Origin of the sequence: Pseudomonas sp. TWRC1-2 (genome assembly GCF_049896685.1) — a bacterium.
Lineage (GTDB): Bacteria > Pseudomonadota > Gammaproteobacteria > Pseudomonadales > Pseudomonadaceae > Aquipseudomonas.
In genome coordinates, this window is sequence record NZ_JAFCUU010000004.1 from 492,821 (window position 1) to 518,622 (window position 25,802).

Annotated in this window: 27 protein-coding genes, 1 tRNA gene and 1 pseudogene; 10 read left to right on the top strand and 19 right to left on the bottom strand. The window is 59.1% G+C overall.

All coding sequences use genetic code 11. The annotated features are described in order from the left end of the window. Positions 1 to 49: 49 nt before the first annotated feature. Positions 50 to 304 (bottom strand): hypothetical protein, encoded by a 255-nt coding sequence (locus tag ACP7B3_RS14865; protein WP_242194070.1) that lies wholly within the window; start codon positions 302 to 304, stop codon positions 50 to 52. 274 nt (positions 305 to 578) lie between these two features. Here ACP7B3_RS14865 and ACP7B3_RS14870 point away from each other — a divergent pair, with 274 nt between their 5' ends. After that, complete coding sequence (locus tag ACP7B3_RS14870) at positions 579 to 1,805, top strand: MFS transporter (protein ID WP_416364194.1); 1,227 nt, start codon at positions 579 to 581, stop codon at positions 1,803 to 1,805. 287 nt (positions 1,806 to 2,092) lie between these two features. Here ACP7B3_RS14870 and ACP7B3_RS14875 read toward each other — a convergent pair whose 3' ends face one another. From ACP7B3_RS14875 to dapA, 8 genes are all read right to left on the bottom strand, one after another. Then, positions 2,093 to 2,401, bottom strand: a complete 309-nt coding sequence (locus ACP7B3_RS14875) for a hypothetical protein (RefSeq protein ID WP_369300688.1) — start codon at positions 2,399 to 2,401, stop codon at positions 2,093 to 2,095. Continuing rightward, complete coding sequence (locus ACP7B3_RS14880; RefSeq protein ID WP_426179404.1) at positions 2,391 to 2,828, bottom strand: DUF4225 domain-containing protein; 438 nt, start codon at positions 2,826 to 2,828, stop codon at positions 2,391 to 2,393. The genes ACP7B3_RS14875 and ACP7B3_RS14880 overlap by 11 nt, the downstream gene beginning before the upstream one ends. 291 nt (positions 2,829 to 3,119) lie before the next feature. Continuing rightward, the gene (locus ACP7B3_RS14885; protein WP_124416683.1) at positions 3,120 to 3,605 is read right to left on the bottom strand and encodes an Hcp family type VI secretion system effector; all 486 of its coding nucleotides are present in this window, start codon (positions 3,603 to 3,605) and stop codon (positions 3,120 to 3,122) included. A gap of 581 nt (positions 3,606 to 4,186) precedes the next feature. Further along, positions 4,187 to 4,276 (bottom strand) — tRNA-Ser (locus ACP7B3_RS14890). Positions 4,277 to 4,359: 83 nt separating this feature from the next. After that, a complete protein-coding gene (gene purC / locus ACP7B3_RS14895; protein ID WP_016971341.1) occupies positions 4,360 to 5,073 on the bottom strand; it encodes a phosphoribosylaminoimidazolesuccinocarboxamide synthase in 714 nt (237 codons plus the stop codon). 27 nt (positions 5,074 to 5,100) lie between these two features. Next, a complete protein-coding gene (locus tag ACP7B3_RS14900) occupies positions 5,101 to 5,859 on the bottom strand; it encodes an MBL fold metallo-hydrolase (protein ID WP_119738968.1) in 759 nt (252 codons plus the stop codon). Positions 5,860 to 5,863: 4 nt separating this feature from the next. Continuing rightward, a complete protein-coding gene (gene bamC / locus ACP7B3_RS14905) occupies positions 5,864 to 6,979 on the bottom strand; it encodes an outer membrane protein assembly factor BamC (protein WP_106577011.1) in 1,116 nt (371 codons plus the stop codon). A 17-nt stretch (positions 6,980 to 6,996) separates the two neighbouring features. After that, on the bottom strand, positions 6,997 to 7,875 hold the full coding sequence (gene dapA / locus ACP7B3_RS14910) for a 4-hydroxy-tetrahydrodipicolinate synthase (RefSeq protein ID WP_106577012.1): 879 nt from the start codon (positions 7,873 to 7,875) through the stop codon (positions 6,997 to 6,999). A 273-nt stretch (positions 7,876 to 8,148) separates the two neighbouring features. Between dapA and ACP7B3_RS14915 the strand changes: the two genes are divergently transcribed. Next, entirely contained in the window at positions 8,149 to 8,709 is a 561-nt protein-coding gene (locus ACP7B3_RS14915) for a glycine cleavage system protein R (protein WP_003172487.1), read from the top strand. 14 nt (positions 8,710 to 8,723) lie between these two features. Beyond that, positions 8,724 to 9,197, top strand: coding sequence for a peroxiredoxin (locus ACP7B3_RS14920; RefSeq protein WP_145162901.1), 474 nt, complete (start codon positions 8,724 to 8,726; stop codon positions 9,195 to 9,197). A 36-nt stretch (positions 9,198 to 9,233) separates the two neighbouring features. Here the strand turns inward: ACP7B3_RS14920 and ACP7B3_RS14925 are convergent, their stop codons facing one another. Together ACP7B3_RS14925 and ACP7B3_RS14930 are read right to left on the bottom strand one after the other, a co-directional pair. Continuing rightward, positions 9,234 to 10,304 carry an AI-2E family transporter gene (locus tag ACP7B3_RS14925; protein WP_145162899.1) on the bottom strand — a complete coding sequence of 357 codons (1,071 nt, stop codon included), beginning with the start codon at positions 10,302 to 10,304 and terminating at the stop codon, positions 9,234 to 9,236. Between the two features lie 31 nt (positions 10,305 to 10,335). Then, entirely contained in the window at positions 10,336 to 10,575 is a 240-nt protein-coding gene (locus tag ACP7B3_RS14930) for a sulfurtransferase TusA family protein (protein WP_010212198.1), read from the bottom strand. A 95-nt stretch (positions 10,576 to 10,670) separates the two neighbouring features. Between ACP7B3_RS14930 and ACP7B3_RS14935 the strand changes: the two genes are divergently transcribed. After that, complete coding sequence (locus ACP7B3_RS14935) at positions 10,671 to 12,104, top strand: M48 family metalloprotease (protein WP_200623290.1); 1,434 nt, start codon at positions 10,671 to 10,673, stop codon at positions 12,102 to 12,104. Positions 12,105 to 12,159: 55 nt separating this feature from the next. On the opposite strand, the gene ACP7B3_RS14940 is transcribed toward ACP7B3_RS14935, so the two are convergent. The 4 genes from ACP7B3_RS14940 to rpoE all read right to left on the bottom strand — a co-directional run bounded on the left by ACP7B3_RS14940 (position 12,160) and on the right by rpoE (position 16,014). Continuing rightward, positions 12,160 to 13,599: a DegQ family serine endoprotease gene (locus tag ACP7B3_RS14940; protein WP_145162895.1), complete on the bottom strand. Its 1,440-nt coding sequence runs from the start codon at positions 13,597 to 13,599 to the stop codon at positions 12,160 to 12,162. 234 nt (positions 13,600 to 13,833) lie between these two features. Continuing rightward, positions 13,834 to 14,796 carry a MucB/RseB C-terminal domain-containing protein gene (locus ACP7B3_RS14945; RefSeq protein WP_426179409.1) on the bottom strand — a complete coding sequence of 321 codons (963 nt, stop codon included), beginning with the start codon at positions 14,794 to 14,796 and terminating at the stop codon, positions 13,834 to 13,836. A 16-nt stretch (positions 14,797 to 14,812) separates the two neighbouring features. Next, positions 14,813 to 15,400: a sigma-E factor negative regulatory protein gene (locus ACP7B3_RS14950; protein ID WP_003172479.1), complete on the bottom strand. Its 588-nt coding sequence runs from the start codon at positions 15,398 to 15,400 to the stop codon at positions 14,813 to 14,815. A gap of 32 nt (positions 15,401 to 15,432) precedes the next feature. Next, positions 15,433 to 16,014 (bottom strand): RNA polymerase sigma factor RpoE, encoded by a 582-nt coding sequence (gene rpoE, locus ACP7B3_RS14955; RefSeq protein ID WP_003172477.1) that lies wholly within the window; start codon positions 16,012 to 16,014, stop codon positions 15,433 to 15,435. 463 nt (positions 16,015 to 16,477) lie between these two features. On the opposite strand from rpoE, the gene nadB reads away from it, so the two are divergent. Next, positions 16,478 to 18,094 carry an L-aspartate oxidase gene (gene nadB, locus ACP7B3_RS14960; RefSeq protein WP_426179411.1) on the top strand — a complete coding sequence of 539 codons (1,617 nt, stop codon included), beginning with the start codon at positions 16,478 to 16,480 and terminating at the stop codon, positions 18,092 to 18,094. Here nadB and ACP7B3_RS14965 read toward each other — a convergent pair. Together ACP7B3_RS14965 and ACP7B3_RS14970 are read right to left on the bottom strand one after the other, a co-directional pair. Continuing rightward, positions 18,063 to 18,509, bottom strand: a pseudogene (locus ACP7B3_RS14965) (protein YgfX). The gene nadB and the pseudogene ACP7B3_RS14965 sit on opposite strands and share 32 nt — an antisense overlap. Continuing rightward, positions 18,493 to 18,747: a succinate dehydrogenase assembly factor 2 gene (locus ACP7B3_RS14970; RefSeq protein WP_014717362.1), complete on the bottom strand. Its 255-nt coding sequence runs from the start codon at positions 18,745 to 18,747 to the stop codon at positions 18,493 to 18,495. Before ACP7B3_RS14970 ends, ACP7B3_RS14965 begins: the two are co-directional and overlap by 17 nt. Before the next feature lie 140 nt (positions 18,748 to 18,887). On the opposite strand from ACP7B3_RS14970, the gene ACP7B3_RS14975 reads away from it, so the two are divergent. Together ACP7B3_RS14975 and ACP7B3_RS14980 are read left to right on the top strand one after the other, a co-directional pair. Beyond that, positions 18,888 to 19,829 carry a YgfZ/GcvT domain-containing protein gene (locus tag ACP7B3_RS14975; RefSeq protein WP_242194089.1) on the top strand — a complete coding sequence of 314 codons (942 nt, stop codon included), beginning with the start codon at positions 18,888 to 18,890 and terminating at the stop codon, positions 19,827 to 19,829. Positions 19,830 to 19,865: 36 nt separating this feature from the next. Beyond that, positions 19,866 to 20,687 carry an HDOD domain-containing protein gene (locus ACP7B3_RS14980; RefSeq protein WP_426179413.1) on the top strand — a complete coding sequence of 274 codons (822 nt, stop codon included), beginning with the start codon at positions 19,866 to 19,868 and terminating at the stop codon, positions 20,685 to 20,687. Here ACP7B3_RS14980 and ACP7B3_RS14985 read toward each other — a convergent pair whose 3' ends face one another. After that, complete coding sequence (locus ACP7B3_RS14985) at positions 20,688 to 22,073, bottom strand: sensor histidine kinase (protein WP_242194093.1); 1,386 nt, start codon at positions 22,071 to 22,073, stop codon at positions 20,688 to 20,690. Then, the gene (locus tag ACP7B3_RS14990) at positions 22,066 to 22,737 is read right to left on the bottom strand and encodes a response regulator (protein ID WP_083359659.1); all 672 of its coding nucleotides are present in this window, start codon (positions 22,735 to 22,737) and stop codon (positions 22,066 to 22,068) included. Before ACP7B3_RS14990 ends, ACP7B3_RS14985 begins: the two co-directional genes overlap by 8 nt. Before the next feature lie 235 nt (positions 22,738 to 22,972). Between ACP7B3_RS14990 and ACP7B3_RS14995 the strand changes: the two genes are divergently transcribed. Genes ACP7B3_RS14995 through ACP7B3_RS15005 form a run of 3 tightly spaced genes read left to right on the top strand, consistent with a single transcriptional unit; the run spans position 22,973 to position 25,801 of the window. Continuing rightward, positions 22,973 to 24,265: an OprD family porin gene (locus ACP7B3_RS14995; RefSeq protein ID WP_426179416.1), complete on the top strand. Its 1,293-nt coding sequence runs from the start codon at positions 22,973 to 22,975 to the stop codon at positions 24,263 to 24,265. A 33-nt stretch (positions 24,266 to 24,298) separates the two neighbouring features. Next, positions 24,299 to 25,282, top strand: a complete 984-nt coding sequence (locus ACP7B3_RS15000) for a Bug family tripartite tricarboxylate transporter substrate binding protein (RefSeq protein ID WP_145162879.1) — start codon at positions 24,299 to 24,301, stop codon at positions 25,280 to 25,282. 60 nt (positions 25,283 to 25,342) lie between these two features. Then, positions 25,343 to 25,801: a tripartite tricarboxylate transporter TctB family protein gene (locus ACP7B3_RS15005; RefSeq protein WP_242194097.1), complete on the top strand. Its 459-nt coding sequence runs from the start codon at positions 25,343 to 25,345 to the stop codon at positions 25,799 to 25,801. Position 25,802 lies beyond the last annotated feature (1 nt).

Consider the following 25,802-nt stretch of genomic DNA (forward strand, 5'->3'; position numbering starts at 1 on the left):
CCTGTAGCGTGTTCAGCTACAGGGCTTGTGCCTTGGCGGCGTTGTTAACTCAGCTTCCGCGTTCTCTATTGGCCTGGGAGAGGACCGAGGCAGCGAGGGATTTGGTCTGGTCGCTGTATTTATCGCTCTGAAGCGCCTTCGCTGCTTTCTCCTCCATCTCGGCGCTCGTCTGCTTGTCTGTACCGCTCTGGGCCAAGGCCGACGCGGCAAGGCTTTTGGCAAGGGCCGAGGCGATTGGATTATTGAGGGTTTGCGCCGCCAAAGTGGCCATCTTGCCGGAGGTTTTCTTGGTGTTTTTGCTCATGATGCAGGTCCTTTGCTGGGTGGGATTTCCTACCTGAAAATCGCTGGACCACGATAGTGAGTTGCAGAACGGGTCGCAACGCGCTGCCTGTAGGCAACGTTTGGGAAACCGGTACGAAAGGCGCAAGCGTGATGTAAGGCGTCTAATCGATTGCACTGATGGTTATTATCGAAACGCTCGCCTGTGTGATTGCCCAACCCGCTTCCTATAATCGCCTCCACTCTCCCTTCCCCTCGCCTGCTTCAGGCGACATGTCCCTATGGAACCCAACACCATGCCAAGCGCCAGCCCGGCCCCCAGCGGCCTTCCCGAACATAATCAACAGAGTGTCAAACAGCAGTGGCTGGCGATTCTCTCAGTCGCCGTGGGCGCCTTCGCCCTGGTGACCAGTGAGTTTCTGCCGGTGGGCGTACTCAACGACGTTGCCAGCGACCTCGGCATCAGCGCCGGCCACGCCGGCCTGATGGTGACCCTGCCCGGCATCATGGCCGCCCTCGCCGCGCCGTTGCTGTCTGTCAGCATTGGCGCCATGGACCGCCGTTACCTGCTGATCGGCCTGACGCTGATCATGATCATCGCCAACTCGGTGGTGGCCTACGCCAGCGATTTCAGTGTGCTGTTGTTCGGCCGCGTACTGCTGGGTATCAGCATCGGCGGCTTCTGGGCGACAGCGATCGCCCTCAGCGGACGCCTGGCACCCAAGGGTGTGGGCGTAGCGAAGGCCACGTCGATCATCATGATGGGAGTGACGCTGGCCACCGTACTTGGCGTTCCCGTTGGCACCTGGCTCAGTGGCCTGATGGGCTGGCGCATGACCTTTCTGGTGACCGCGCTGGTCGGCGTGCCGGTGTTGCTGGCGCAGGTCCTCCTGCTGCCACGCCTTACCCCGGAAAAAGCCATTGAGGTCCGCGACCTGCCGGCCTTGTTCATCAACCCACAAGCACGGGTCGGGTTGATCGCCGTGTTGCTGATCGGGCTGGCGCACTTTGCGGCTTACACCTATGTGGCGCCCTTCTTCAAAAACAGCTCCGGCTTTGACGGCCCGACGATTGGCTCACTGCTGCTGCTTTATGGTGTGGCCGGGGTGATGGGCAATGTCTTTGCCGGTTTCGCCGCCAACCGCAGCGTCCGTTACACCTTGCTGCTGGTCGCGCTGATGATCGGCACCAGCACCGCGCTGTTCCCCTACTTCGCCACCGGCATGACCGGCGCCGCGATGTTGATCGGGCTGTGGGGTTTCGCCTTCGGCGCCTTCCCGGCCTGCGCCAGTATCTGGATGTTTGTGGTGGCACCCAAGGATGTCGAACGCGGCATGCCCCTGTTTGTTGCCTTGTTCCAAGTGATCATTGCCTTGGGTTCATTCTTTGGCGGGCGGATCGTCGATCAGATGGGCAGCTCGGTGTTGTTGAGTTTGGCGACGGCGTTGGTCGGCTGTGGGTTTGTGACGGTGTTGGTACTGGGGCGCAATGTGAGCAACAGCTTGGTGGCGCAGCCCGGCTGACCATGGAGTAATGACGGAAAAGCCTGCTGGGCGTTGAGCTCAGCAGGCTTTTTTAGTTTCTGAGGTAGCGGATTATTGGGTGGGTGTACCTGTCGGGGAATTGCGCTCCAACACAGCTTCCACTAGCGCCTGGGTGTTCTCGTTCAATTAAGCGAGGTGCATGATCACCGGTGAGTGGATGTTGTCCGGGTCTTGTTGGCAAGGGTTGTTTCGATGCGAATAGCTGCGGGCAATAGGCTCGAATCCTTCTCAGTCGCTCAGACAAGCTGGATCAGAACGCATGCAAGCTAAGGGTTGCGCATTGTTTTGCTAGGAATACATATCCCCTGAAGAAGCCAACTAATGAAAGCAATCCATCGAACCAAATCGTTATGCTCCAGAAATTCCAAGGGTGAAGAAAAAAATAATAACGAGCCATGGCGCGCCACACTAGACTGAGCCGCCCCCCACAGTAAAACACCAACAAGGCATATCCAAAACGACTTAACAGTAAAGTTATCACCAGAATAATGCTTACTGATTGAACGCCAGAATAAAAACCCTAAAAAAGAAATAAAAAAATAAATGGTAGTGACAAGAATCTGGTCAGCGCCCATTTTCTTTATACTCTTTATATAAGACATTTATGGTGCTTATATCAGCTGCAGCATCGAGTACCAAGGCGGCTTTACTTGCGTCGACGTATCCACGCTGGTAATCGGCTCGAACATAACGAAACAGACGCCAGGAGTCAGGCTTCAACACCAATCGACCTGCACCATATGCTGACATCAATAAATCTGCGCCTCCGTACGCCATATTTCCTTCAAACTCACCACCGCCCATTGCTTTGGCAACTTCATGGTATCCCTTGCGTAACGGCCCTTGAGTGTCCGAGCGGCCCTCCCACAAATTTCGTCCCCCCTCATAGACGTTGTTCGCTCCGTGCGCGATCAGCGGCGCTCCAGCGACCAGGCATAGCGTGCCGAAGGACACGTAGCAAATGCCTGCCCCTGTCGCGAACTGCAGTGCACCGGCAATCACCCCGACACCTTTTTGTGCGACATCCCGTGCTTGCTCAATCAGGCTTTTTTGTTCGCTTTCCAGCTCCCCTCATACCCTGCACTGAGGACTTTTTACCCTGCTCCACATCGCGGACGATGCTTCTCGCGAAAAACGCTACCTCACGGTTGAACTGCAGTCGCAGAACTCCATCTTTGATATGCCGTGCGCTTACGGTACACGCCTGGTTAGCTAGAATGCTCCCAGCACGACTGACCTGCCAAAAATCGCAACTACCGAACCTGTCGCCATCCACTCTGTCAGTTAACGGTTTCACTCATCGCCTCCCCAAGCGCTATAGCCTGTTGTGCCAGCAAGGTGGTGAGCCCACGTGATGCTCCGATAACGAATCGCTAAATGTTCCTGTGGTTCGGCATCGTTTTGTAAAATGACGTGTGGCATATCCAGCGTCAGGTCTGTGATAACACCGCCTTCAATGGAGATTGAGTAAAACTTTTGCTGCTGTCCAAAGGAAGATATTCGATAAAAGTTAATCGTACATTCAATCTCCTCTCTACTTGAAAGCGCTTGAGCGAGTAAGGGTGACGATTTATCAACATTTTTTGTGAGCACAATTGGGCGATGCGTCGGCTTGTTCACGTTGCCAATATTGGCCATGTTATGGCTGTATGAGAGCACCATGATTTCATCTAAATGGCCCGACTGACACTTATTACCTATCGATTCCTGACTTGAACAACCCGCTGAAATCAATCCTTGAACCTTACCGGTGATCGACATATAACCAGTGTTCGCCATGGGTAACCTTCTCGTACTCAACCATTCGGCTGAGTAGACTATTACAGCGATCAAGGCTGCACGTGTAGGACGCGTCCGATTCTCAGAAAAATCTGAGACTTCTGATTTCAGCGCACTGTCGTCGTCATAAATGGCGTTGATCGCATCGGTAGGTCGGGGATTAGCCTTTTCACGATGTAACTACACGCCATGAAGAAGTTACCTATCTCTGCTTTCAAACAGGATTGGGTGGCAGTTGTCCTCGGGTGTTCTGATGACCGAGGAAGATCAAGCCATTGAAGGAATGGCAAAAACTTGGCGATACCGCTCGTCAGTCGCTCACGCGTAAGTACTGAAGATCTCCGGATTGACGCTAACCGCCTGCATGAAATGCCTGAGGGCTACAGCTCAAGCGACGCAGCAGCCAGGCTAATTTTTCAGGTGACTGATCAGAAAATCACCGTCGCTGGAGCGGCCGTTGATAAACCAGATCGTGATCAGGTTTACCGGAAAGCAACTGAGCGATTGAGCCTGCGGCAGATTTGTCAGCCAACGCAAAAAAGCCCCGTAGCTTATTCAGCTACGGGGCTTTTTCTATGTAATGGCGGAGAGATAGGGATTCGAACCCTAGGTACCGGTGAAGGTACAACGGATTTCGAATCCGTCCCATTCGGCCACTCTGGCATCTCTCCAACGGCGCGCATCATAACAGTGTGTTTCGCGGAAGCAAACCCCAAAAGCGATTTTTTTCCGTGCTATCAGATGCTTGCGTCGATTAAAGCGGTACGCCGAGACGATTGGCGACTTCTTCGTAAGCTTCGATAACGTCACCGAGGCCCTGGCGGAAGCGGTCTTTGTCCATCTTCTTCTTGGTGTCTTTGTCCCAGAGGCGGCAGCCGTCCGGGCTGAATTCGTCGCCCAGGACGATGGAGCCGTCGTGGAATACGCCGAATTCCAGCTTGAAGTCCACCAGCAGCAGGCCAGCGTCGTCGAACAGTTTGCTCAACACCTCGTTGACCTTCAGCGACAGTTCTTTCATGCGTGCCAGTTGCTCAGCGGTGCCCCAACCGAATGCCACGACGTGGGATTCGTTGATGAACGGGTCGCCCTTGGCGTCGTCCTTCAGGAACAGCTCAAACGTGTAAGGGTTGAGCTTGAGGCCCTCTTCCACGCCCAGACGCTTGACCAGGCTGCCGGCGGCGTAGTTACGCACAACGCATTCAACCGGGATCATGTCGAGCTTCTTGACCAGGCATTCGTTGTCGCCCAGCAGCTTGTCGAATTGGGTCGGAATGCCGGCCGCTTCGAGTTTCTGCATGATGAAGGCGTTGAACTTGTTGTTCACCATGCCTTTGCGATCGAGCTGTTCGATGCGCTTGCCGTCGAACGCCGAGGTGTCGTTGCGAAACAGCAGGATCAGGCGGTTGGCGTCGTCGGTCTTGTACACCGACTTGGCTTTGCCGCGGTAGAGTTCTTCACGTTTTTCCATGATGGGCTCCGCTTGCTAAATGGTGGGCTAGGCGATGTGTCGCCAGTCGAGCCCTGAATCTTGATCGGCCAGTTGCAGCCAGTCCGGGTCGCACCCGAGGGTGTCGACAAAACATTGCCGGGCCAGCTGCGGCAGGTTGTTCTTGCTGCTCAGGTGGGCCAGGACCAAGTGCTGCAGGTCTTGCCAGCCCAACTCATACACCAGGTACGCCGCCTGGTGGTTATTCAAATGTCCCAGCTCGCCGCCCACTCGCTGCTTGAGGAAGTACGGATAATGACCGCGCGCCAGCAAGTCTCGACAGTGGTTGGACTCGATCATCAATGCATCGAGGTTGCGGTATCCGTCCAGCACCTTGGAACAGTAGGAACCCAGGTCGGTGAGCACGCCAAAACGTCGCTCCCCGTCGCTGAATACGTACTGCGTAGGCTCTTGGGCGTCATGCGCAACGGCAATCACATCGATGCTCAACGCACCAATCTGCAGCTGTTCGCCACCGGCCAGGAAACCTGCAGGTTCTATGGGTTTGCGCATCCCGCGCTGTGTGCCGCGACTCAGGTACACCGGAAGATTGTAGCGCCGAGACAGCAAACCCACGCCATGCACGTGGTCGGCATGTTCGTGGGTCACTAGAATCGCGCTCAGCTGCGCGGGGTGAACCCCCAGGCGCAGCAGGCGCCGCTCGGTTTCTTTTAACGAGAAACCACAATCCACCAGCACGTACGTGTCGTCGTGGGCGACCAGCGTGCCGTTCCCTTGGCTACCGCTGCCGAGAACGGCAAAACGCATTGGATCAGCCCAGGTTGTCCTGAATCACGCCCAACACTTTGCGCGCTGTTTCAGCCGGCGCAACGGTGTTGATGTTTTTCTCGACGGTGACTTGCACGCTTTCGCCCACTTTGCTCAAACGAATCTGGTAGCGCTCGGCGCGGGTTTCGACTTCTTCCTTGGTCGGCTTGCTGCCGAACAGTTTGCCGAAGAAACCTGGCTCGTCGTCTTTCTTCTCGGCTTTTTCAGCCACGTTGATGTAGTACAGACCCAAGCTACGGTTGATGTCTTCAACGCGCCATGGGCCTTTCTCCAACGCGCGGCCGACACTGGCCCAGGCGCGGTCGAGGTCTTCACCCAGGTTCAGCACCACGTTGCCGCTGCCGTCCTCGGTGAGGCTGACGCGGTTAGGCGTGTCGTAATCACGCGCAGCGAGAAGCGACACCGAACCGCCCTTCTCGGAGATACGGCTCATGCTGGCCAGCATCTCGTCGACCAGCGCGGCGTCCACGCCCATGTTGACCGAACGTGGGGTGAAATCGACAGCGGCGGTGCTGCCGGCAGGACGCTCGGCGCTGACCACGTAGACTTCACTGGTGTTGCGCTGCACGCCCGGCTCGATGCGCACACGCACACGGGCTTCGCTGTCGGCGGCTACACCGCCGGCCTGCAGGCGCTGGGCCATGTTGGCGGACAGTTCGCTGCTGCGCTGCCAGGCAGTGGTGAATTCACCGGTCTGCGGGCGTTGCTGGTCAATGCGAAAACCGTTGTCCTGGAAGAACTGCACAGCCACCGGCCAGACTTCGGCAGGTGGGCGCTGCGCGATAATCCAGCGGTTGTCGCCGCTCTTCTGCAGGCTGTAGTCGCTGGCGTCAGCCACGGCCGAGATCGGCTGTGGACGTGGCACCACGTATTCACCCTTGGTGGTGTCGTCGGCAACGTTTCGCGGGATAGGCAGCAACGGGTCAAGGCGCTTGGCGACATTGACGTCCGGCGGCAGTTGCATCGGTTTGGTTGCTTGTGCTTCCAGGTAATCGCTGCCGCGGTCACGGAAGTAACCATCCGGGCCCCAAATCCAACCGCAGCCACTGGTGCTGGAGATAATCAAGGCAAGTGCGGAAAGTCCGGCCAATCGCTTCATGCGTAGTGCTTCCTCAATTAAACCAGGACGCCGGACTGGCGCAGGGCCTGTCGCAGCGGTTCGTGACAGGCTTCGCTGAGCCGGGTGAGCGGCAGACGGATACCGTCCGGCATCAAGCCCATCTCAAACAGCGCCCATTTCACGGGAATAGGGTTGGATTCAATAAACAGTGTCTTGTTGAGCGGCATCAGCTTCTCGTGGATCGCGCGGGCGGTCACGGCATCACCGGCGATGGCGGCGGCGCACAGCTCGCTCATGGCGCGCGGGGCGACGTTGGCGGTCACCGAGATGTTGCCTTTGCCCCCCAGCAGGATCAGCTCGACAGCCGTAGCGTCGTCACCGGAATACACCAGGAAGTCGCTGCTCACGCCGGCCAGGATGTCTTTGGCGCGCTGCAGGTCACCGGTGGCTTCTTTGATGCCAATGATGTTCGGCACGGTGGACAGGCGGATCACGGTCTCGGCCTTCATGTCGCAGGCAGTGCGGCCGGGTACGTTGTAGAGGATCTGCGGGATATCAACGGCTTCGGCAATGGTGCGAAAGTGCTGGTACAGGCCTTCCTGGGTCGGCTTGTTGTAGTACGGGGTCACCAGCAAGCAGGCATCGGCGCCGGCTTTTTTGGCGTTTTTGGTCAGCTCGATCGCTTCACGCGTCGAGTTGGCGCCCGTACCGGCGATCACGGCGATACGGCCCGCGACGCGCTTGACCACGAATTCGATCACCTGAATGTGTTCTTCCACATCCAGTGTGGCCGACTCACCTGTGGTGCCGACCGCCACAATGGCGTTGGTGCCCTCTTGCAGGTGGAAGTCCACCAGTTTGCCCAGGCTATCCCAGTCGAGATGACCTTGTGCATCCATGGGTGTGACCAGTGCCACCATACTGCCCGCAATCATGCAACCGCTCCTGCCGGAAAAAGAGAGCCGTAATGGTACTGGCGCCAAGATGCTTGTACAAGCGAAGTACCGCCTGAGGATGCGTTCTGGGGCAACTAAACGATGGGCAATGCCATCATTGGCTCAAAGCGTGCCTTGAAGCACGCTGAAATCAGACCGATCACGCAATGAAAACGCCACCTCCTATCCCTTGGCGGCGGTTTTCGCTACCCTTCATCCTTTGATCGATACAGCCCTGACCGTATCGACCGCTCATCGTTTTAGGAAGGCTGCATGTCCACCCCCACAGTTCGCGAACAATTCCTTGTTATCAGTGCCCTCGGCGCCAACCCCATGGAGCTGACCAACGTCCTGTGCCGCGCCAGCCATGAAAACCGCTGCGCCGTCGTAACCTCCCGCCTCACGCGCCATGGCGAGTGCAGCGCGCTGGTGCTGCAGATTTCCGGCACCTGGGACGCCCTGGCGCGTCTGGAAACCGGCCTGCCGGGCCTGGCCAAGAAGCATGACTTCACCGTCAACGTAGTGCGCAGCGCCGCACTGGAAAACCGCCCGCAGGCTCTGCCTTATGTGGCATACGTCAGCTCGGCTTACCGTTCGGACATCGTCAACGAACTGTGCCAGTTCTTTATCGACCACAACGTCGAGCTCGAGAACCTGACCTGCGACACCTATCAGGCGCCACAGACCGGCGGCACCATGCTCAACGCCACGTTTACCGTGACCTTGCCGGCGGGCGTGCAGATCAGTTGGTTGCGTGACCAGTTCCTGGATTTCGCCGATGCCCTGAATCTCGACGCCTTGATCGAGCCATGGCGCCCACAGAACCCAATGTAAGGAAGTATCTATCCATGCCGGTAGTCATCGATAAACCCGTGGCCGATTTCGAAGCCCAGGCCACCAGCGGCCAGACTTTCAGCCTCGCAGCCCTCAAGGGCAAGCAAGTGGTGATCTACTTCTATCCGAAAGACAGCACGCCGGGCTGCACCACCGAAGGCCAGGGCTTTCGGGACCAGTACGCAGCGTTCAAGGCCGCCAACACCGAGGTGTTTGGCGTGTCGCGCGACAGCGTGAAGTCCCACGAAAACTTCAAGGCCAAGCAGGAATTTCCCTTCGAGCTGATCAGCGACAAGGACGAGGCGGTTTGCCAGTTGTTTGATGTGATCAAACTGAAGAAGCTTTACGGCAAGGAATACCTGGGCGTTGATCGCAGCACCTTTTTGATCGACAAGGACGGCGTGCTGCGTCAGGAATGGCGTGGCGTGAAAGTGCCAGGGCATGTGGACGCCGTTTTGGCGGCGGCGCAGGCGCTGAGCAAGGCTTGAATCGTTGGGGCGAACACCGGGTGTTCGCCCCCATCGTTACAACAAAGGCGCCACCGCCGGTTCTTGCCGCGGCCACGCATCCAGTACGGCCTTGAACAGTGTCGCCAGGGGAATCGCAAAGAACACACCCCAAAACCCCCACAGCCCGCCAAACAACAACACCGCACAGATGATCGCCACCGGGTGCAGGTTGACAGCCTCCGAGAAAAGCAACGGCACCAGTACGTTTCCGTCCAGGGTCTGGATAATGCCGTACACCGCCATCAGGTAGATGAACTGATCACTCCAGCCCCACTGGAACAGCGCAATCAACATCACCGGCACCGTTACCACCACCGCGCCGACGTAGGGCACCACCACCGACACACCCACCAGCAACGCCAGCAATGCCGCGTAGTTCAGGCCGAGCGCGACGAAAGCGATGTAGGTGACGCCCCCGCAGATGACGATCTCAATGACCTTGCCGCGGATGTAATTGGCAATCTGCCGGTTCATTTCTTCCGCCACCCGGGTAATCAGCGCCCGCTCACGCGGCAGGTAACCGCTTACCCAGCGGCCGATCATGGCGCGGTCCTTGAGAAAGAAGAACACCAGGATCGGCACCAGCACCAGGTAGATCATGATGTTGACCAGCAACGGCAGGCTCGACAGGGAAAAGGTCAGCGCCCATTGCCCGAACTTTCCGATCTCGCCGCGCGCCACTTCGATGGCCTGCAGCACCTGCTCGTCCGACACCAGGTGCGGATAGCGTTCCGGCAACAGCAGCAACAGCGATTGCCACTTGGCGAGCATGCCCGGCAACTCGTTGAATAACGTGATCATCTGATGCCACAGCAACGGCAGCACCACCACGATGAACACCACCAACAACCCCATGAACAACGCAAACACCAACCCTACCGCGACCCCGCCCGGCAAACGCATACGCTCCAGCGTGGTGACCAGGCCTTGCATCAGGTACGCCAACACCATCCCGGCCAGCACCGGTGCCAACATGCCGCCCAAGGTGAGTACGGCGGTAAAGGCCAGGAACAGCAGGACCGCCAGCACTACGGCTTCTTCATCGGAGAAGTAGCGCTGAATCCAGTCTCGTAACACTTTGAACATCAATCAACCTCGGGCGGTAGGGGCAAACGGTTCAGGCCTTGCGCAACCAATAGCGGTATACACCGGCGGCATCTTCTTCATGCAACAGGGTGTGGCCAGCCAACTTGGCAAACGTGCGGAAATCACGCTGGGAGCCTGCGTCCGTGGCAATCACCTTGAGCACTGCGCCGCTGGCCAATCGATTGAGTTCCAGCTTGGCCTTAAGCAACGGCAACGGGCAATTGAGGCCGCTGGCATCGAGTTCGGCATCAAAGGCTACAGCGTCGGTCATGGTTTTACTCCGGGCACGCGTTTGGGGTGCTTAGAATATCTGGTCCGAAGCTCAGTGTCCGGCTACAGTAAGCTCTTTGTCGAAAGGCTCTGTGCATGACTTTTTTGCGCCCTACCCTGCTGACGCTGGCCTGCCTGCTGGCCTCTCCGGGCTTCGCTGACGACCTGCCGTCACTTGGCGACGCCAGTTCTGCCATTGTCTCGCCACAACAGGAATACCAGTTGGGCCGTGCTTGGCTTGCCTACCTGCGCGGCCAGGTCTCGCAACTCAATGACCCACAACTCAAGGATTACGTGGAAACCAGTGTGTACAAGCTGGTGGAGACCAGTCAGGTCAATGACCGGCGCCTGGAGTTCATCCTGATCAACAGCCCACAACTCAACGCCTTTGCCGCCCCCGGTGGGATTGTCGGGGTCAACGGCGGTTTGTTCCTCAACGCGCAAACCGAAGGCGAATATGCTTCGGTACTCGCCCACGAATTGGCTCACTTGTCCCAGCGCCACTTCGCCCGCGGTGTGGAAGCGCAGTCGCGCATGCAGATCCCGATGATGGCCGCTTTGCTCGGCGGCATCATCGCTGCAGCAGCGGGCGCGGGTGATGCCGGCATTGCCGCGATTGCCGGCAGCCAGGCGGCAGCCATCCAGGAGCAACGTCGGTTCTCCCGTCAGAACGAACAAGAGGCTGACCGTATCGGCATTCTTAACCTGGAAAAAGCCGGTTACGACCCGCGCTCCATGCCGACCATGTTCGAACGACTGATGCGTCAATATCGCTTCGACGCCAAGCCACCGGAGTTCCTGCTGACTCACCCGGTTACCGAATCACGGATCGCCGACACCCGTAACCGTGCCGAGCAAGCCAAACCCGGCGGCAAGGAAGACAGTCTGCGCTATCAACTGATTCGCGCGCGCGTGCAGTTGCAATACGAGGACACGCCCGGCCTTGCGGCCAAACGCTTTCAGGCGCAGTTGGACGAGAACCCTAAAAACGATGTGGCGCGCTATGGCCTGGCCATCGCCCAGATCAAGGGCACTCAACTCAAGGAAGCGCGGGAAACCCTGGCACCGCTGCTGGCCAAGGCGCCCAACGACATCACGTACAACCTGGCGCAAATCGAGCTGGACATCACCAACAACCGCTTGCCGGACGCCCAGCAACGCACTGACCGGATGCTCACCCAGTACCCCGGCAACTACCCGCTCAACCAGGTGCGCGTGGACTTGCTGCTTAAGCAGAACCGTACCGCCGATGCGGAGAAAGCGTTGGATGCGTTGCTCAAATCCCGCCCCGATGACCCCGACGTCTGGTACCAGGTCGCCGAGACACGCGGCCTGTCCGGCAACATCATTGGCTTGCATCAAGCCCGCGCCGAGTACTTTGCATTGGTAGGCGACTTCCAGCAGGCCATTCAGCAACTGGATTTTGCCAAGCGCCGGGCCGGCAACAACTTCCCGCTGTCGTCTCGTATCGACGCGCGCCAGCGTGAGCTGATCGAGCAGGAACGCTTGGTAAAAGGGATGATGAGCTAAATACATCGCCCACAAAAAAGCCCCGCTTTCGCGGGGCTTTTTATTGGCCTGGAAGTTACTCGGCCAGCTTGAAGGTAATGAAACTCGCACGCCCTTGACGCAAGACACGCATCGACACCGAACGGTTCTTCGGCAGCGCCTTGGCGATGTCGGTGAACTGCTTGGTGGAGTCGATGGCCTGATTGTTCAGGTGAGTGATCACGTCACCTGGCTGCAGGCCAATCAGAGAGGCAGGGCCGTCCTGCACTTCCTTGATCACTACGCCGCTTTTAAGGTCGAAGCTTTTCTTCTGCTCATCAGTCAGCTCAGCCACGGCAATGCCCAGGCGATTGCTGCTGCGCTCGGCACCCGGTTTGGCGTTGCCCAGAGCGTCCAGGGTGGCGCCCTCTTCCGGGATCGCACCAACGGTCAGCTCAACGGTCTGGCGCTTGCCATCACGAATCACTTCCAGCTTGGCTTTGCTGCCGGCCTTGAGTGCACCGACCAAGTGCGGCAGGTCTGCCGACATAATGATCGGTTGGCCATTCATGCTCAGGATCACGTCACCGACTTGCAGGCCACCTTTGGCAGCCGGGCCGTCGTCCTGGATCTGGGCGACCAAGGCACCGGCCGGCTTATCGAGACCGAACGACTCAGCCAGGTCCTTGTTCACTTCCTGGATCACTACGCCCAACCAGCCACGGCTGACCTTGCCACCGCTCTTGAGCTGGTTGGAAACGTCCATGGCCACGTCAATCGGAATAGCAAAGGACACCCCCATGAAGCCACCGGAGCGGGTATAAATCTGCGAGTTGATCCCGACCACTTCGCCCGCCAGGTTGAACAGCGGACCGCCGGAGTTACCCGGGTTGATCGGCACGTCGGTCTGGATGAATGGCACGTAGTTTTCATTTGGCAAGCTGCGGCCAATGGCACTGACGATGCCCTGGGTGACGGTATGGTCAAAGCCGAACGGTGAACCGATCGCTACTACCCACTGGCCGGCTTTCAGGTCCTGGGATTTACCCAGTTTCAGTACCGGCAAATCTTTGCCGTCGATTTTCAGCAAGGCCACGTCGGAACGTGGGTCGGTGCCGATCAGCTTGGCTTTCAACTCACTGCGATCAGCCAGGCGCACAAGAATCTCGTCGGCGTCGGCAATCACGTGGTTGTTGGTGAGGATGTAGCCGTCAGGCGAGATGATGAAGCCCGAGCCCAAGGACTGTGCCTCACGCTGGCCACCGCCGCCGCCACGCGGGGAACGCTGTTGCGGCATGCCACGCTCGAAGAACTCGCGCAGCATTGGCGGCAGGCCTTCCAGATCGGGCATCTGCTGGTTCGAGACTTTGCGATCCGGCAGTTTTTGCGTGGTACTGATGTTCACCACGGCAGGCGAGGCCTGCTCCACCAGTTGGGTGAAGTCAGGCAATTCGGCCGCTTGCGCGGACACGGCCTGACCCAGCACCAGCACCGTGGCGACTATGGATAGGTAAGACTTCAAACGTGGTATCGACATACAGCTCCCGTTACGACGAGCAGGGTTGAGCGACAGGGTTCAAGAAACGCCGAAAAGTGCGACCGACATCTTTGTTCCGCGAACAAAACAAGGCCAGGGCCGACAAGCCCTGACCTATAAAAAACATGGGGATTTTTTGCAAGTGAAAATACTGATCCTGAAGTTTCATGCTTCCAGCCTCCAACCAAGCACAGGCTCACATTGAAAGGTCAGGATGAACATAGGATTAACGACTCACGGCTTTGCAGCAGTGGTTTTTTCACCGCGCACCGACAGCGCGATGCGTTCGGCAGTGCCGATGGGGATTTCGCCCACAACAGTCACCATCACTTCACCCTCTACCGTGTTCAAGCGGCGCGATACGGCAACGGTCGGGCCCAGCTGAGTACGGGTTTCGCTCACGCTGGCGCCATCGGTCGACTCAAGAAACACCGAAAAACGTGCCAGCCCATCGTCATACATCAGGCTATCGACAGTGGACTTGGTCTGGGTATCTTTGCGTGCAGTACTGCTGGTGAGCTGAAACCCCGGAGGCAGCCAATCCAAATGCCACGCATGGGTGGCGGGGATTTCAGGCGCCTTGCTATTGGCAAGTGCGATAGGTGCGCAATCACCGCTGGGCTGCAAGTCTCGGTCAGAGAGCGCGACCGACGTGTTCAGTCGAGTGAACTGGAAACGCTCCAACAATTGTCCCTGTTCATTAAGTAACAAGGATTTGAGCGGCAACGCAGTTTGACGATCAAGGTGCAACTCGAAACCATACCGATACTGATCTCGCGGCGTGATCGAGATAATCACCGCATTTCGACCGGCTACGCGAGATTTGCCAATGACGGCCAATTCGTAGAGTTGAGTGAGTTTTTGCGGATCAAGGGCGCGCGATGGCACTTCGGGCGAATTACCCAGGCCGGCAACCAGAGCGCCACTGACGCATTGGGTTCGACCGTCTACCCGCACCAATTCCTGAGCTGATCCGTCGAGTTGCAAGAGCCGCTCACGGACATGCCCGTCTTGAATACGGTGCCAGATATCGTGGGTAGAGAAACTGCCGTTACGCTCGTAGACGAACGTACCTTCGAAGCTTTGCTGCTGCTCTGCACGCCCAAGTCGAGTCAGCCAGTCTTGGGCTTCGTCGGCATGGGCGGATAGTGCAAAACAACCACTGAGCAAAAGCGTAAGGAGCGGTATGGCGCGCATAGGGCTCCTTAACGGTTTAGCGGTTTTCCAGACTTGCTGCACGAGCGTATGGCAGAGCGCTTTCAGTGCCTTTCAAAGCCGATTCCTGTGCGTGTTGGCGCAGGTAGCCTGGAAGACGCTGATCCTGCCAGCCGGATTGCCCTTGAAGTACACCGTTAGCCATAGGGCCGGTGGTATCGGAGCTTTCCTTATAGCCGGCCAGCACTGCTGGACCTTTGACTTGCGGACCGGCCATGACCGGTTGCTGAGTCTGTTGGGCCAGTTCGGCACCGGCTATTTCGTCCTGGTTGTACAGGCGAACACCGGCCAGCACGGCAACAGTTACCGAAGCAGCTACTGCCAAACGACCCAGGCTACGCCATGGACCACGAGCAGCTTTTGCCGGAACGGCTTCATCAGCCAGCGCAGCAGAAACGGCCGCAGCAATATCCAGACGAGGGATTAGAAGATCCTTGTGCATCACCGCCCGAGCGACTTGGTAACGAGACCAGGTATCACGGGTTTCGGCATCATCAAATGCATTGAGCACTCGACGAAGTTCCAGTTCATCCGCTTCGTTATCCATCACTGCGGACAGCGATTCCTGCAGGGCATCACGACTCATGGCGGTTCCTCTCTTGGCTGTCGCCGCTGTCTTTAGTTTTCCTGCAACAAAGGTTGCAAGGCTTTATCGATGGCTTCCCGGGCCCGGAAAATCCGTGACCTCACAGTCCCCACCGGACACTGCATGACGCTCGCAATGTCTTCGTAACTCAGACCATCGAATTCACGTAAAGTTAACGCCGTACGTAAATCTTCTGGAAGTTGCTGAATTGTGCGATGAACGGTGCCTTCGATCTCGTCGCGCAGCAATGCACGCTCCGGCGACTCGAGATCTTTGAGGCCGTGATCACCATCATAAAATTCTGCATCTTCTGAACTTACATCACTGTCTGGTGGGCGGCGGCCGCGAGACACCAGATAGTTCTTCGCCGTGTTAATGGCGATGCGGTATAGCCACGTATAAAACGCACTATCACCGCGGAAGTTGCCAAGTGCACGGTATGCCTTGATAAAGGCTTCCTGTGCAACGTCCTGCGCTTCATGGGTGTCGTGCACAAAACGCACGATCAACCCGAGAATTTTGTGCTGGTATTTCAGCACTAGCAGATCAAATGCTCGCTTGTCGCCGCGTTGAACGCGCTCGACCAGCTGCTGATCCTCTTCCTGGGTTAGCATGAACACTCCTCGTTGTACTTGGAGGAGGCTTGCATAACTAAACGATCAGGCTTGCAAACATAGACTCGGACTTTTCGCAAAAGTTCTCCCCCTCCAAGCAAGTTTCCGGCGCGCACTGATTTGGCACACACGAAAAACGCAGCACGGGCATTGCCGGCTGCGCGAATAATCTTGTCGCCGGTTTTCTGACGCGTCCAATGCTCCCGACGGGCCAATAAACTCAACGTTTTCCCAGCTTTCGGGCAACCTGCTATTGAGTCAGGGCTTATGCAAAAAGTTCCCGTCTCAATAACCAGCCGATTTTACCCAAGCTGCGCACCGTAATCTCACATTGCCACGAATGCCCGGCTATTGTGCCGCTCCCCCCCTCTATATACTAGTGGCCCGTGTGACCCTTTGATTCGCCGATCCAGGCGTCCTGTTCGCGCCACCCCTTTGGATCGCTTTTTGCGGAATCCTGCTAATGAGCCAACAGTTTCAACACGATGTCCTGGTGATCGGTAGTGGCGCGGCCGGCTTGAGCCTGGCGCTGACGCTCCCCAGCCACTTGCGCATTGCGGTCCTGAGTAAAGGCGATCTGGCCAACGGCTCGACATTCTGGGCCCAGGGCGGCGTCGCGGCAGTTCTGGACGACACTGACACCGTGCAATCCCACGTCGAAGACACCCTTAACGCCGGCGGCGGCCTGTGCAACGAAGACGCCGTACGCTTCACCGTCGAGCACAGCCGCGAAGCCATCCAATGGCTGATCGACCAAGGCGTGCCGTTCACCCGCGACGAGCATGCCGGCAGCGACGACGGCGGATTTGAATTCCACCTGACCCGCGAAGGCGGTCACAGCCACCGCCGCATCATCCATGCGGCGGACGCCACCGGCGCCGCCATTTTCAAAACCCTCCTCGACCAGGCCCGCCAACGCCCCAACATCGAGCTGTTGGAACAACGGGTAGCCGTCGACCTGATCACCGAAAAGCGCCTGGGCCTGGCAGGCGAACGCTGCCTCGGCGCCTACGTGCTCAACCGCGCCAGCGGCGAAGTCGACACCTACGGCGCGCGCTTCACCATTCTCGCCTCGGGCGGCGCGGCCAAGGTTTATCTCTATACCAGCAACCCCGACGGTGCCTGCGGCGATGGCATTGCCATGGCGTGGCGTTCGGGCTGCCGCGTCGCGAATCTGGAATTCAACCAGTTCCACCCCACCTGCCTGTATCACCCGCAGGCCAAGAGCTTCCTGATCACCGAAGCCCTGCGCGGTGAAGGTGCGCACCTGAAACTGCCAAATGGCGAGCGCTTCATGCAACGCTTCGACCCTCGCGCTGAGCTCGCGCCGCGGGATATTGTCGCCCGCGCCATCGACCACGAGATGAAGCGCCTGGGCATCGACTGCGTCTACCTGGACATCAGCCACAAGCCCGAAGCCTTCATCAAGACCCATTTCCCCACCGTCTACGAGCGCTGCCTGGCGTTCAACATCGACATCACCAAAGGCCCGATCCCGGTAGTGCCGGCCGCGCATTACACCTGCGGCGGTGTCATGGTCGACCAACACGGCCGCACCGACGTGCCTGGCCTGTATGCGATCGGCGAAACCAGCTTCACCGGCCTGCACGGCGCCAACCGCATGGCCAGCAACTCGCTGCTCGAATGCTTCGTCTACGCCCGCTCCGCTGCCGCCGACATCCTCGAACAACTGCCCCGCATCCCGGTACCCGCCGCCCTGCCCCGCTGGGACGCCAGTCAGGTTACCGATTCGGACGAAGACGTCATCATCGCCCACAACTGGGATGAGCTGCGCCGCTTCATGTGGGACTACGTGGGGATCGTGCGCACCAACAAGCGCCTGCAACGCGCTCAACACCGCGTGCGGTTGCTGTTGGACGAGATCGACGAGTTCTACAGCAACTATAAAGTCAGCCGTGACCTGATCGAATTGCGCAACCTGGCGCAGGTGGCGGAACTGATGATCCGCTCTGCCATGGAGCGCAAGGAGAGCCGCGGCCTGCACTACACCCTCGACTACCCGCAGATGCTGCCCGATGCCCGCGACACTATTCTGGTGCCAGCCACCTACGGCGGCTGAACTTCAAGCGAACCCGCAGGCGCCGATGCACGTCGGCAGCCTGCGCGTCCCTGGGCACGCAGATCGAACGCACCCGCCATTCTCCCTGCACCCGATAGCGCAGCACCACGATCAACGGTAATGCCAGGCTGTCGGGACGCAGTTGCACAGGGTGCCAGCCGCGCTCATCACAAAATAGCTGTCAGCCGTCTTCATCGCGGCGCAGGCCACGAATCGACGAACGGTGGTTTAACAGGATATGACGCGGCAAAACCCACACGGCGTGGGCCAGACACAACAGAATGCCGAGGCCGTAGAACGGTAGATCCCCAAGCAGCAAGGCGCCCAACGCGAACAGCTGGGCAAGCAGATAGGCCGCCAGCAATAGCCGTGAGGCCTGCCAGCGGCATTCAAAGTGATTACTTGGGCTGGACACGATCCAGAATCATCCGAACCATGCGCTGCAGCTCCGGATCTTCAGATTCGGCGCGCTCCATGAACCAGCCGAACATGTCCTGATCTTCGCAAGTCAGCAGCCTGACGTAGAGGTCGCGGTCCACCTGATTGAGCGTCGCATACACCTCTTTGGTGAAAGGCACCAGCAACACATCCAACTCCAGCATGCCGCGACGGCTGTGCCAGTAGAGGCGATTGATTTCTACATCTTCGACCATGGAGCGCTCCTCAAATAGAGCGCAAGTATACAGGCCCGACAGCACCGGACCAGTCGGCTTTGGTCGCACCATACGGAAACTATCCATTTGCCGGACGCCCCTCTATGATGCACCCATGACTTTTTGACCTGCGATGACCCATGGCTGACTCCGCTTTTTTCTGCCCCTTGTCACACGAAGGCGTGCTTGCCGTCCGCGGCGCCGACGCTGCCAAGTTCCTGCAAGGGCAACTGACCTGCAACCTCAATTACCTGAGTGACACCCAGGCGAGCCTCGGCGCTCGCTGCACGCAAAAAGGCCGTATGCAGTCGAGCTTTCGCATCCTGCTGCAAGGCGACGGCGTGCTCCTGGCCATGGCCAGCGAACTGCTCGAACCGCAACTGGCAGATTTGAAAAAATACGCGGTGTTCTCCAAATCCAAACTCACCGACGAAAGCGCCGCCTGGGTGCGTTTCGGCCTGTCGAACGCGGATCAGGCCCTCGCCTCCCTTGGCCTTGAGCTGCCTGCCGAAACCGACAGCGTAACGCGCAGCGACACATTGATCGCCATTCGCGTTTCCCCTGGCCGCAGCGAACTCTGGGTGCCCGTCGAACACGCCGAAGCCGTGCGCGCTCAGCTGGCCACACAGCTGCAACCTGCTGACTTGAATCAATGGCTGTTGGGCCAGATCCGCGCCGGCATCGGCCAGGTCATGCCCCAGACCCGTGAACTGTTTATCCCGCAAATGCTCAACCTGCAGGCCGTCGGCGGCGTCAGCTTCAAGAAAGGCTGCTACACCGGCCAGGAAATCGTCGCGCGCATGCAATACCTGGGCAAACTCAAGCGTCGCCTGTATCGCCTGAGTCTTGATGCAACCGAATTGCCCGAGCCAGGCACCCCGCTGTTCGCGCCCAGCCACAACAGTGCTATCGGTGAGGTGGTGATTGCAGCAAAAGCTGACCAATGCGTGGAACTTCTGGCCGTGCTGCAGGCCGAAGCTGCCGACAGTGGCGATGTGCACTTAGGCACCCTGGAAGGCCCGGGCTTGCAGTTGCTCGATCTGCCTTACCAACTGGATCGCGATAAAGAGATCCAGCGTTAATCGCCGCACTTTTTTGCAGCACCCTAGAGAACATGAATGAACAAGCTGGCGGAAAAAGTCCAACAGGCTTTAGTGACGGCCATCGACAACGATGACCTGGTTCTGCCGACATTACCGGAAGTGGCCCTGAACATACGTCAGGCCGCCGAAGACCCGGAAATCAGCATCAGCCACTTGAGCAAAGTGATCGCTCGCGACACCGCCCTGTCGGCACGCCTGATCAAAGTGGTCAACAGCCCGCTGATGCGCGCGACCCAGGAAGTCACCGACCTGCATACCGCCATCACCCGGCTGGGCACCAACTACAGCAGCAACCTGGCCATTGGCCTGGTGATGGAGCAGATCTTCCACGCCCGCTCCGAAGTCGTCGATTTGAAAATGCGCGAAGTGTGGCGCCGCAGTCTGGAAGTAGCAGGTGTGAGCTATGCCTTGTGCCGCAGCCACAGCCAGCTGAAACCTGACCAGGCAGCGCTCGGCGGTCTGGTGCATCAGATTGGCGTGCTGCCGATCCTCGCCTATGCCGAAGACCGTTACGAACTGCTCTCCGACCCGGTCAGCCTCAACCATGTAATAGAGAGCATTCACCCGCTGTTGGGCGACAAACTGCTGGGTGACTGGGATTTTCCGGAGATGCTCGCGAAGCTGCCAGGGCAATACCTGGACCTGGAACGCGACTCCGCGAGCCTGGACTACATCGACCTGGTGCAAGTCGCCGTGCTGTACTGCCACCGGGGCACCGATCATCCGCTGGCGAATGTATCGATTGCCAGCCTGCCGGCGATCCAGAAGCTACGCGTCGACCCCTACAGCAATGCCCTGTGTGCCGAACTGGATGAAGCGCGCTCGATGTTTTACTGATCAACCCGCGATAAAACTCACGCGCACCTTCAACCCCGCCAACTCGCCGTCATGCAGACTGATCTGCGCTAAATGTGCGCGGCAGATCTCACCGACAATTGCCAGCCCCAAACCTGAGCCCATGCCCTGTTGGCTGCGGCGGTAGAAACGCTCGAATACCCGGTCCCGCTCATCCAGCGGGATGCCCGGGCCATCATCTTCCACCTCCAGGATCGCCGGCGCCGTAACCCGCAAAATCACATTGCCTCCTGGCGGTGTGTGGGCCAGGGCGTTATCGACCAGGTTGCTCAGCAACTCGTTCAACAAGGTCGGCTCGCCCCGCAGCCACACCGGCTCATCCGCCTCCAACGCCAGCGCAACGCCGCGCGCATGCGCCAGCGGCGCCATGGCCATGCCCAATTCCCGCGCCAGTTGGCTGAGGTCGAGCAATTGCGCCCCGCCTTCGGCAATCGCCCGCGCGCCGTTTTCAATGCGTGCCAGCGACAGCAGTTGGTTGGCCAAATGGGTGAGGCGGTCGGTGCCTTGGGCGGCGGTTTCCAGGGTGCTGCGCCACGTCGCCGGGGCGTCGCTGCGCAGGCCGAGTTCCAAACGCGCCTTCAGTGCCGCCAGCGGGGTGCGCAATTCGTGGGCGGCGTCGGCGATAAACTGCGCCTGGCGCTCGAACTGGCCGCGCAGGCGCTCGGTGAAGTGATTGAGGGAGCGCACCAGGGGACCGAACTCATGCTGCACTTCGACCAACGGCAATGGCCGCAAGTCGTCGGGCTGACGCTCCTCCACGGCAGTGCGCAAGCGCTCCAGCGGACGCAGCGCCGCGCTGACGGCAAACCACACCAGCAGCAATGCGCCGACGGCCAACATCCCAAGGCGCAGCAAGGTGTCGGCCAGCAGGCTACGGGCCATGCTTTCGCGCGCTTCATCGGTTTCTGCAACGCGAATTTCGGCCATGCCATTCATGTTCGGTTCGGAGACAGCCTTGAGCAAACTCACCACGCGTACGTGCTGGCCCTGGTAGGTGGCGTTGTAAAACCGCGCCAGCGCCGGGTAGTCGTCCGTGCGCGGCGTGCCCGGCGGCGGGCCGGGGAGGTTTTCGTAACCGGAGATCAGCTTGCGATCAATGTCATTGACCTGATAGTAAATACGCCCGGCGCTGTCGTAAGCAAAGGTGTCCAGCGCCACATAAGGCACATTCGCGCTCAGGGTGCCATCCACCTGGGTCAAGCCGGCGGCGATGGTGCGCGCTGACGCCAGCAAGGTGCGGTCGTAAGCGGTGTCGGCGGCTTCGCGCCCATTCCAGTAGGCGCTCATGCCGCTGGCAAGCATCAACACCACCAGCAACAGCGCCAGGTTCCACAGCAGGCGCCAGCGCAGGCTGCTGGGCTTATGCATCGCGGGCTTCCAGCAGGTAGCCAAGGCCCCGGAAAGTCACGATGGCGATAGGCTGGCCGTCGAGCTTCTTGCGCAGGCGGTGCACGTAGATTTCGATGGCGTCGGGGCTGGCCTCTTCATCCAGGCCGAACACCTGCGACGCCAATTGCTCCTTGCTCATTACCCGACCAGGGCGTGCGATCAGCGCTTCCAGCACCGCTTGCTCGCGGGAAGTCAACGTCAGCAGTTCGCCACCCACGGTGAAACGCCGGGTATCGAGGTCGTAGACCAGCACGCCGCACGCTTGCTGGCGCTCACCCCCCAAGACGCTGCGGCGCAACAGCGCTTTGACCCGCGCTTCCAGCTCGGTCAACTCAAATGGCTTGGCGAGGTAGTCATCGGCGCCCAGGTTCAGGCCGTGCACGCGGTCTTTCACATCACTGCGCGCCGTCAACATCAACACAGGCAGATTTTTCCCACGCGCGCGCAGACGCGCCAACACTTCAAAACCGTCCATGCGCGGCAGCCCCACGTCGAGGATCACCACCGCATATTCCTCGCTGTTCAAGGCCAGGTCCGCGGCCACGCCATCGTGCAACACGTCGACAGTCAAACCCGTGCTCTTGAGCGCCTGGGCGACACTTTCGGCGAGTTGCAAATGGTCTTCAACCAGGAGGACACGCATGGATTTTCACCTCATTCGGGCATGGTCGACGCCACGCTTTGCGGGGCAGTTTACAGGCGCCGCCTGCCCTGTGAAGCCCGAAAACATTGAAAGGCAACTGAAAGGTTAGTGAAAGCTTCGCCCTTTAGCATCCAGCCACGGTGGGTTATGCCCGCCGAGCTACCTGATCCGTAGTGCCAGAAAAACGCCTCGAAGCGTTTTCGCAAAAATAAGAACAATAACGGAGTACACAACGATGCTGTCGACACAGCCACAGGCTTGCCCGCCTGTTCGTTTTTCTCGCCTTGCCCAGACCGCCCTTGCCAGTGCCACCGCCCTTGCCGGCTTTTCGCCATTGAGCCAGGCTGCCTTCTTCGAAGACAGCAGCGCCACCCTTGAAACCCGCAATATGTACTTCAACCGCGACTTTCGCGACGGTACCAGTGCCCAGCAATCCAAGCGTGACGAATGGGCCCAGGGGTTCATGCTCAACCTGCAATCGGGCTACACCGATGGCACTGTCGGGTTTGGCGTGGATGCGTTGGGCATGCTTGGAGTCAAGCTCGACTCCAGCCCCGACCGCACCGGCACCGGCCTGTTGCCGACCCACGACGACGGCCGCGCCGCCAACGAATACTCCAAGCTGGGCCTGACCGGCAAAGTGAAGATCTCCGCCACCGAACTGAAAATCGGCGCGCTGATCCCCGAACTGCCGATCCTCAAGCCCAACGACGGGCGCATCCTGCCGCAGACCTTCAACGGCAGCCTGCTGACCTCCAAAGAATTCAAGAACCTGGTGTTCACCGGCGGCCGTCTGGACAAGGCCAAGGACCGTGACGACACCAGCTACGAAGACATCGCCCTCAACAACAAAAACAGCCGCTTCGTCAGCGGCGCCACTGGCAAGCACTTCAACTTCGGCGGCGTGGACTACACGTTTGCCGACAAGATCACCGGCAGCTACCACTTCGCCCAGCTCGACGACGTGTACCGCCAGCACTTCCTGGGCCTTGTGGCCTCACGCCCAGTGGGCCCCGGCACTTTCGGCGCCGACCTGCGTCTGGCCATCAGTGATGACACCGGCAGCGCCCGCGGCGGCAACATCGACAACACATCCCTCAACGGCCTGTTCAGCTATGCCCTCAATGGCCATAAGCTCAGCGCCGGCTACCAGCACATGTCCGGCGACAGCGCCTTTCCCTACGTGGATGGCAGCGACCCGTACCTGGTCAACTTCGTGCAGATCAACGACTTTGCCGGCGCACAAGAGCGCTCCTGGCAGGCGCGCTACGACTATGACTTCGCCAAGCTGGGCATTCCCGGCCTGAGTTTCATGAGCCGTTACCTGTCGGGTGACAACATCAGGCTTCGCAACGGCGAGACCGGCAAGGAGTGGGAGCGCAACAGCGAGATCCGCTACGTGGTGCAAAGCGGCACGCTCAAGGATGTCGCCCTGCGCCTGCGTAACGCCACCTACCGCTCCAACTATTCGGCACGTGATGCCGACGAAGTGCGTGTGCTGGTGAGCTACAGCATTGCGCTTTGGTAGTCGCAACTCATAACAACAACGACGGAGATAAACATGACCTATTCACTGCGTAAATTGGCCCTCGCCGCCGGCTGCATGCTGTTCGCCGGCCAACTGCTGGCCGCCGACGAACCCAAGCGCCCGGAGTGCATCGCCCCGGCCTCGCCCGGCGGTGGCTTTGACCTGACCTGCAAACTGGCGCAAAGCGCGCTGGTCAACGAAAAGTTGCTGAGCAAGCCGATGCGCGTCACCTACATGCCAGGTGGCGTGGGCGCGGTGGCCTATAACGCGGTGGTCGCTCAACGCCCGGCGGACGCTGGCACGCTGGTAGCGTGGTCCAGCGGTTCGCTGCTGAACCTGGCCCAAGGCAAGTTCGGTCGCTTTGATGAAAACGCCGTGCGCTGGCTCGCCGCCGTCGGCACCAGCTACGGCGCCATCGCGGTGAAAGCCGATTCGCCCTACAAAAACCTCGACGATTTGGTCAAAGCCCTGAAGAAAGATCCGGGCAGCGTCGTCATCGGCTCTGGCGGCACCGTCGGCAGCCAGGACTGGATGCAAACCGCACTGATCGCCAAGGCTGCCGGTATCAACCCGCGCGACCTGCGTTATGTGGCACTCGAAGGCGGCGGTGAAATCGCCACCGCACTGCTCGGCGGTCATATCCAGGTGGGCAGTACCGACATCTCCGACTCCATGCCGCACATCCTCAGCGGCGACATGCGCCTGCTCGCCGTGTTTGCCGAAAAGCGCCTGGACGAGCCGGAAATGAAGAATATTCCGACCGCCAAAGAGCAAGGCTACGACATCGTCTGGCCGGTGGTACGCGGCTTCTACCTCGGGCCAAAAGTCAGCGATGCCGACTACGCGTGGTGGAAAGACGCGTTCGACAAACTGCTGGCCTCCGAAGAATTCGCCAAACTGCGTGACCAGCGCGAGCTGTTCCCGTTCGCCATGACCGGCCCGGAGCTGGACACCTACGTGAAGAAACAGGTGGCTGACTACAAAGTGCTGGCCAAAGAGTTCGGCCTGATCCAGTAATCGCCCCTCTTTTGCACGGCCGCGCCCTCCTCGACGGGCGGCGCGGCCCAGGAGTTTCACATGCTCTTACAACGCATTTTCGCCTCAGTCATGCTGCTGGTCTGCGCCGGCCTCGCGCTGATGGCGTGGCCGTATCAGGCGGCGTTTTCCTACGAGCCGGTCGGGCCTCGCGCCTACCCGCTGCTGATGCTCGGGCTGATGAGCCTGGGCCTGATCTACATGCTGTTTCGCCCACAGCCCACCAAGCACACCGAAGAAGAACCGGCCCTGGACCGCGACACGCTGATCAAGATCGGCATCTGCGTGGCGCTGTTGATCGTGTTTGCCGGCACGTTCGAGCCTCTGGGCTTCATCCTCAGCAGCATGCTGATCGGCATCCCGATGGCGCGCCTGTATGGCGGCCGCTGGTTACCCAGCGTGGTGATCGTCACCTTGATGGCAATCGGTCTTTACCTGCTGTTCGACAAAGCCATGGATGTACCGCTGCCCCTCGGCCTGCTTGAAGTTCTGGAGAACTGAT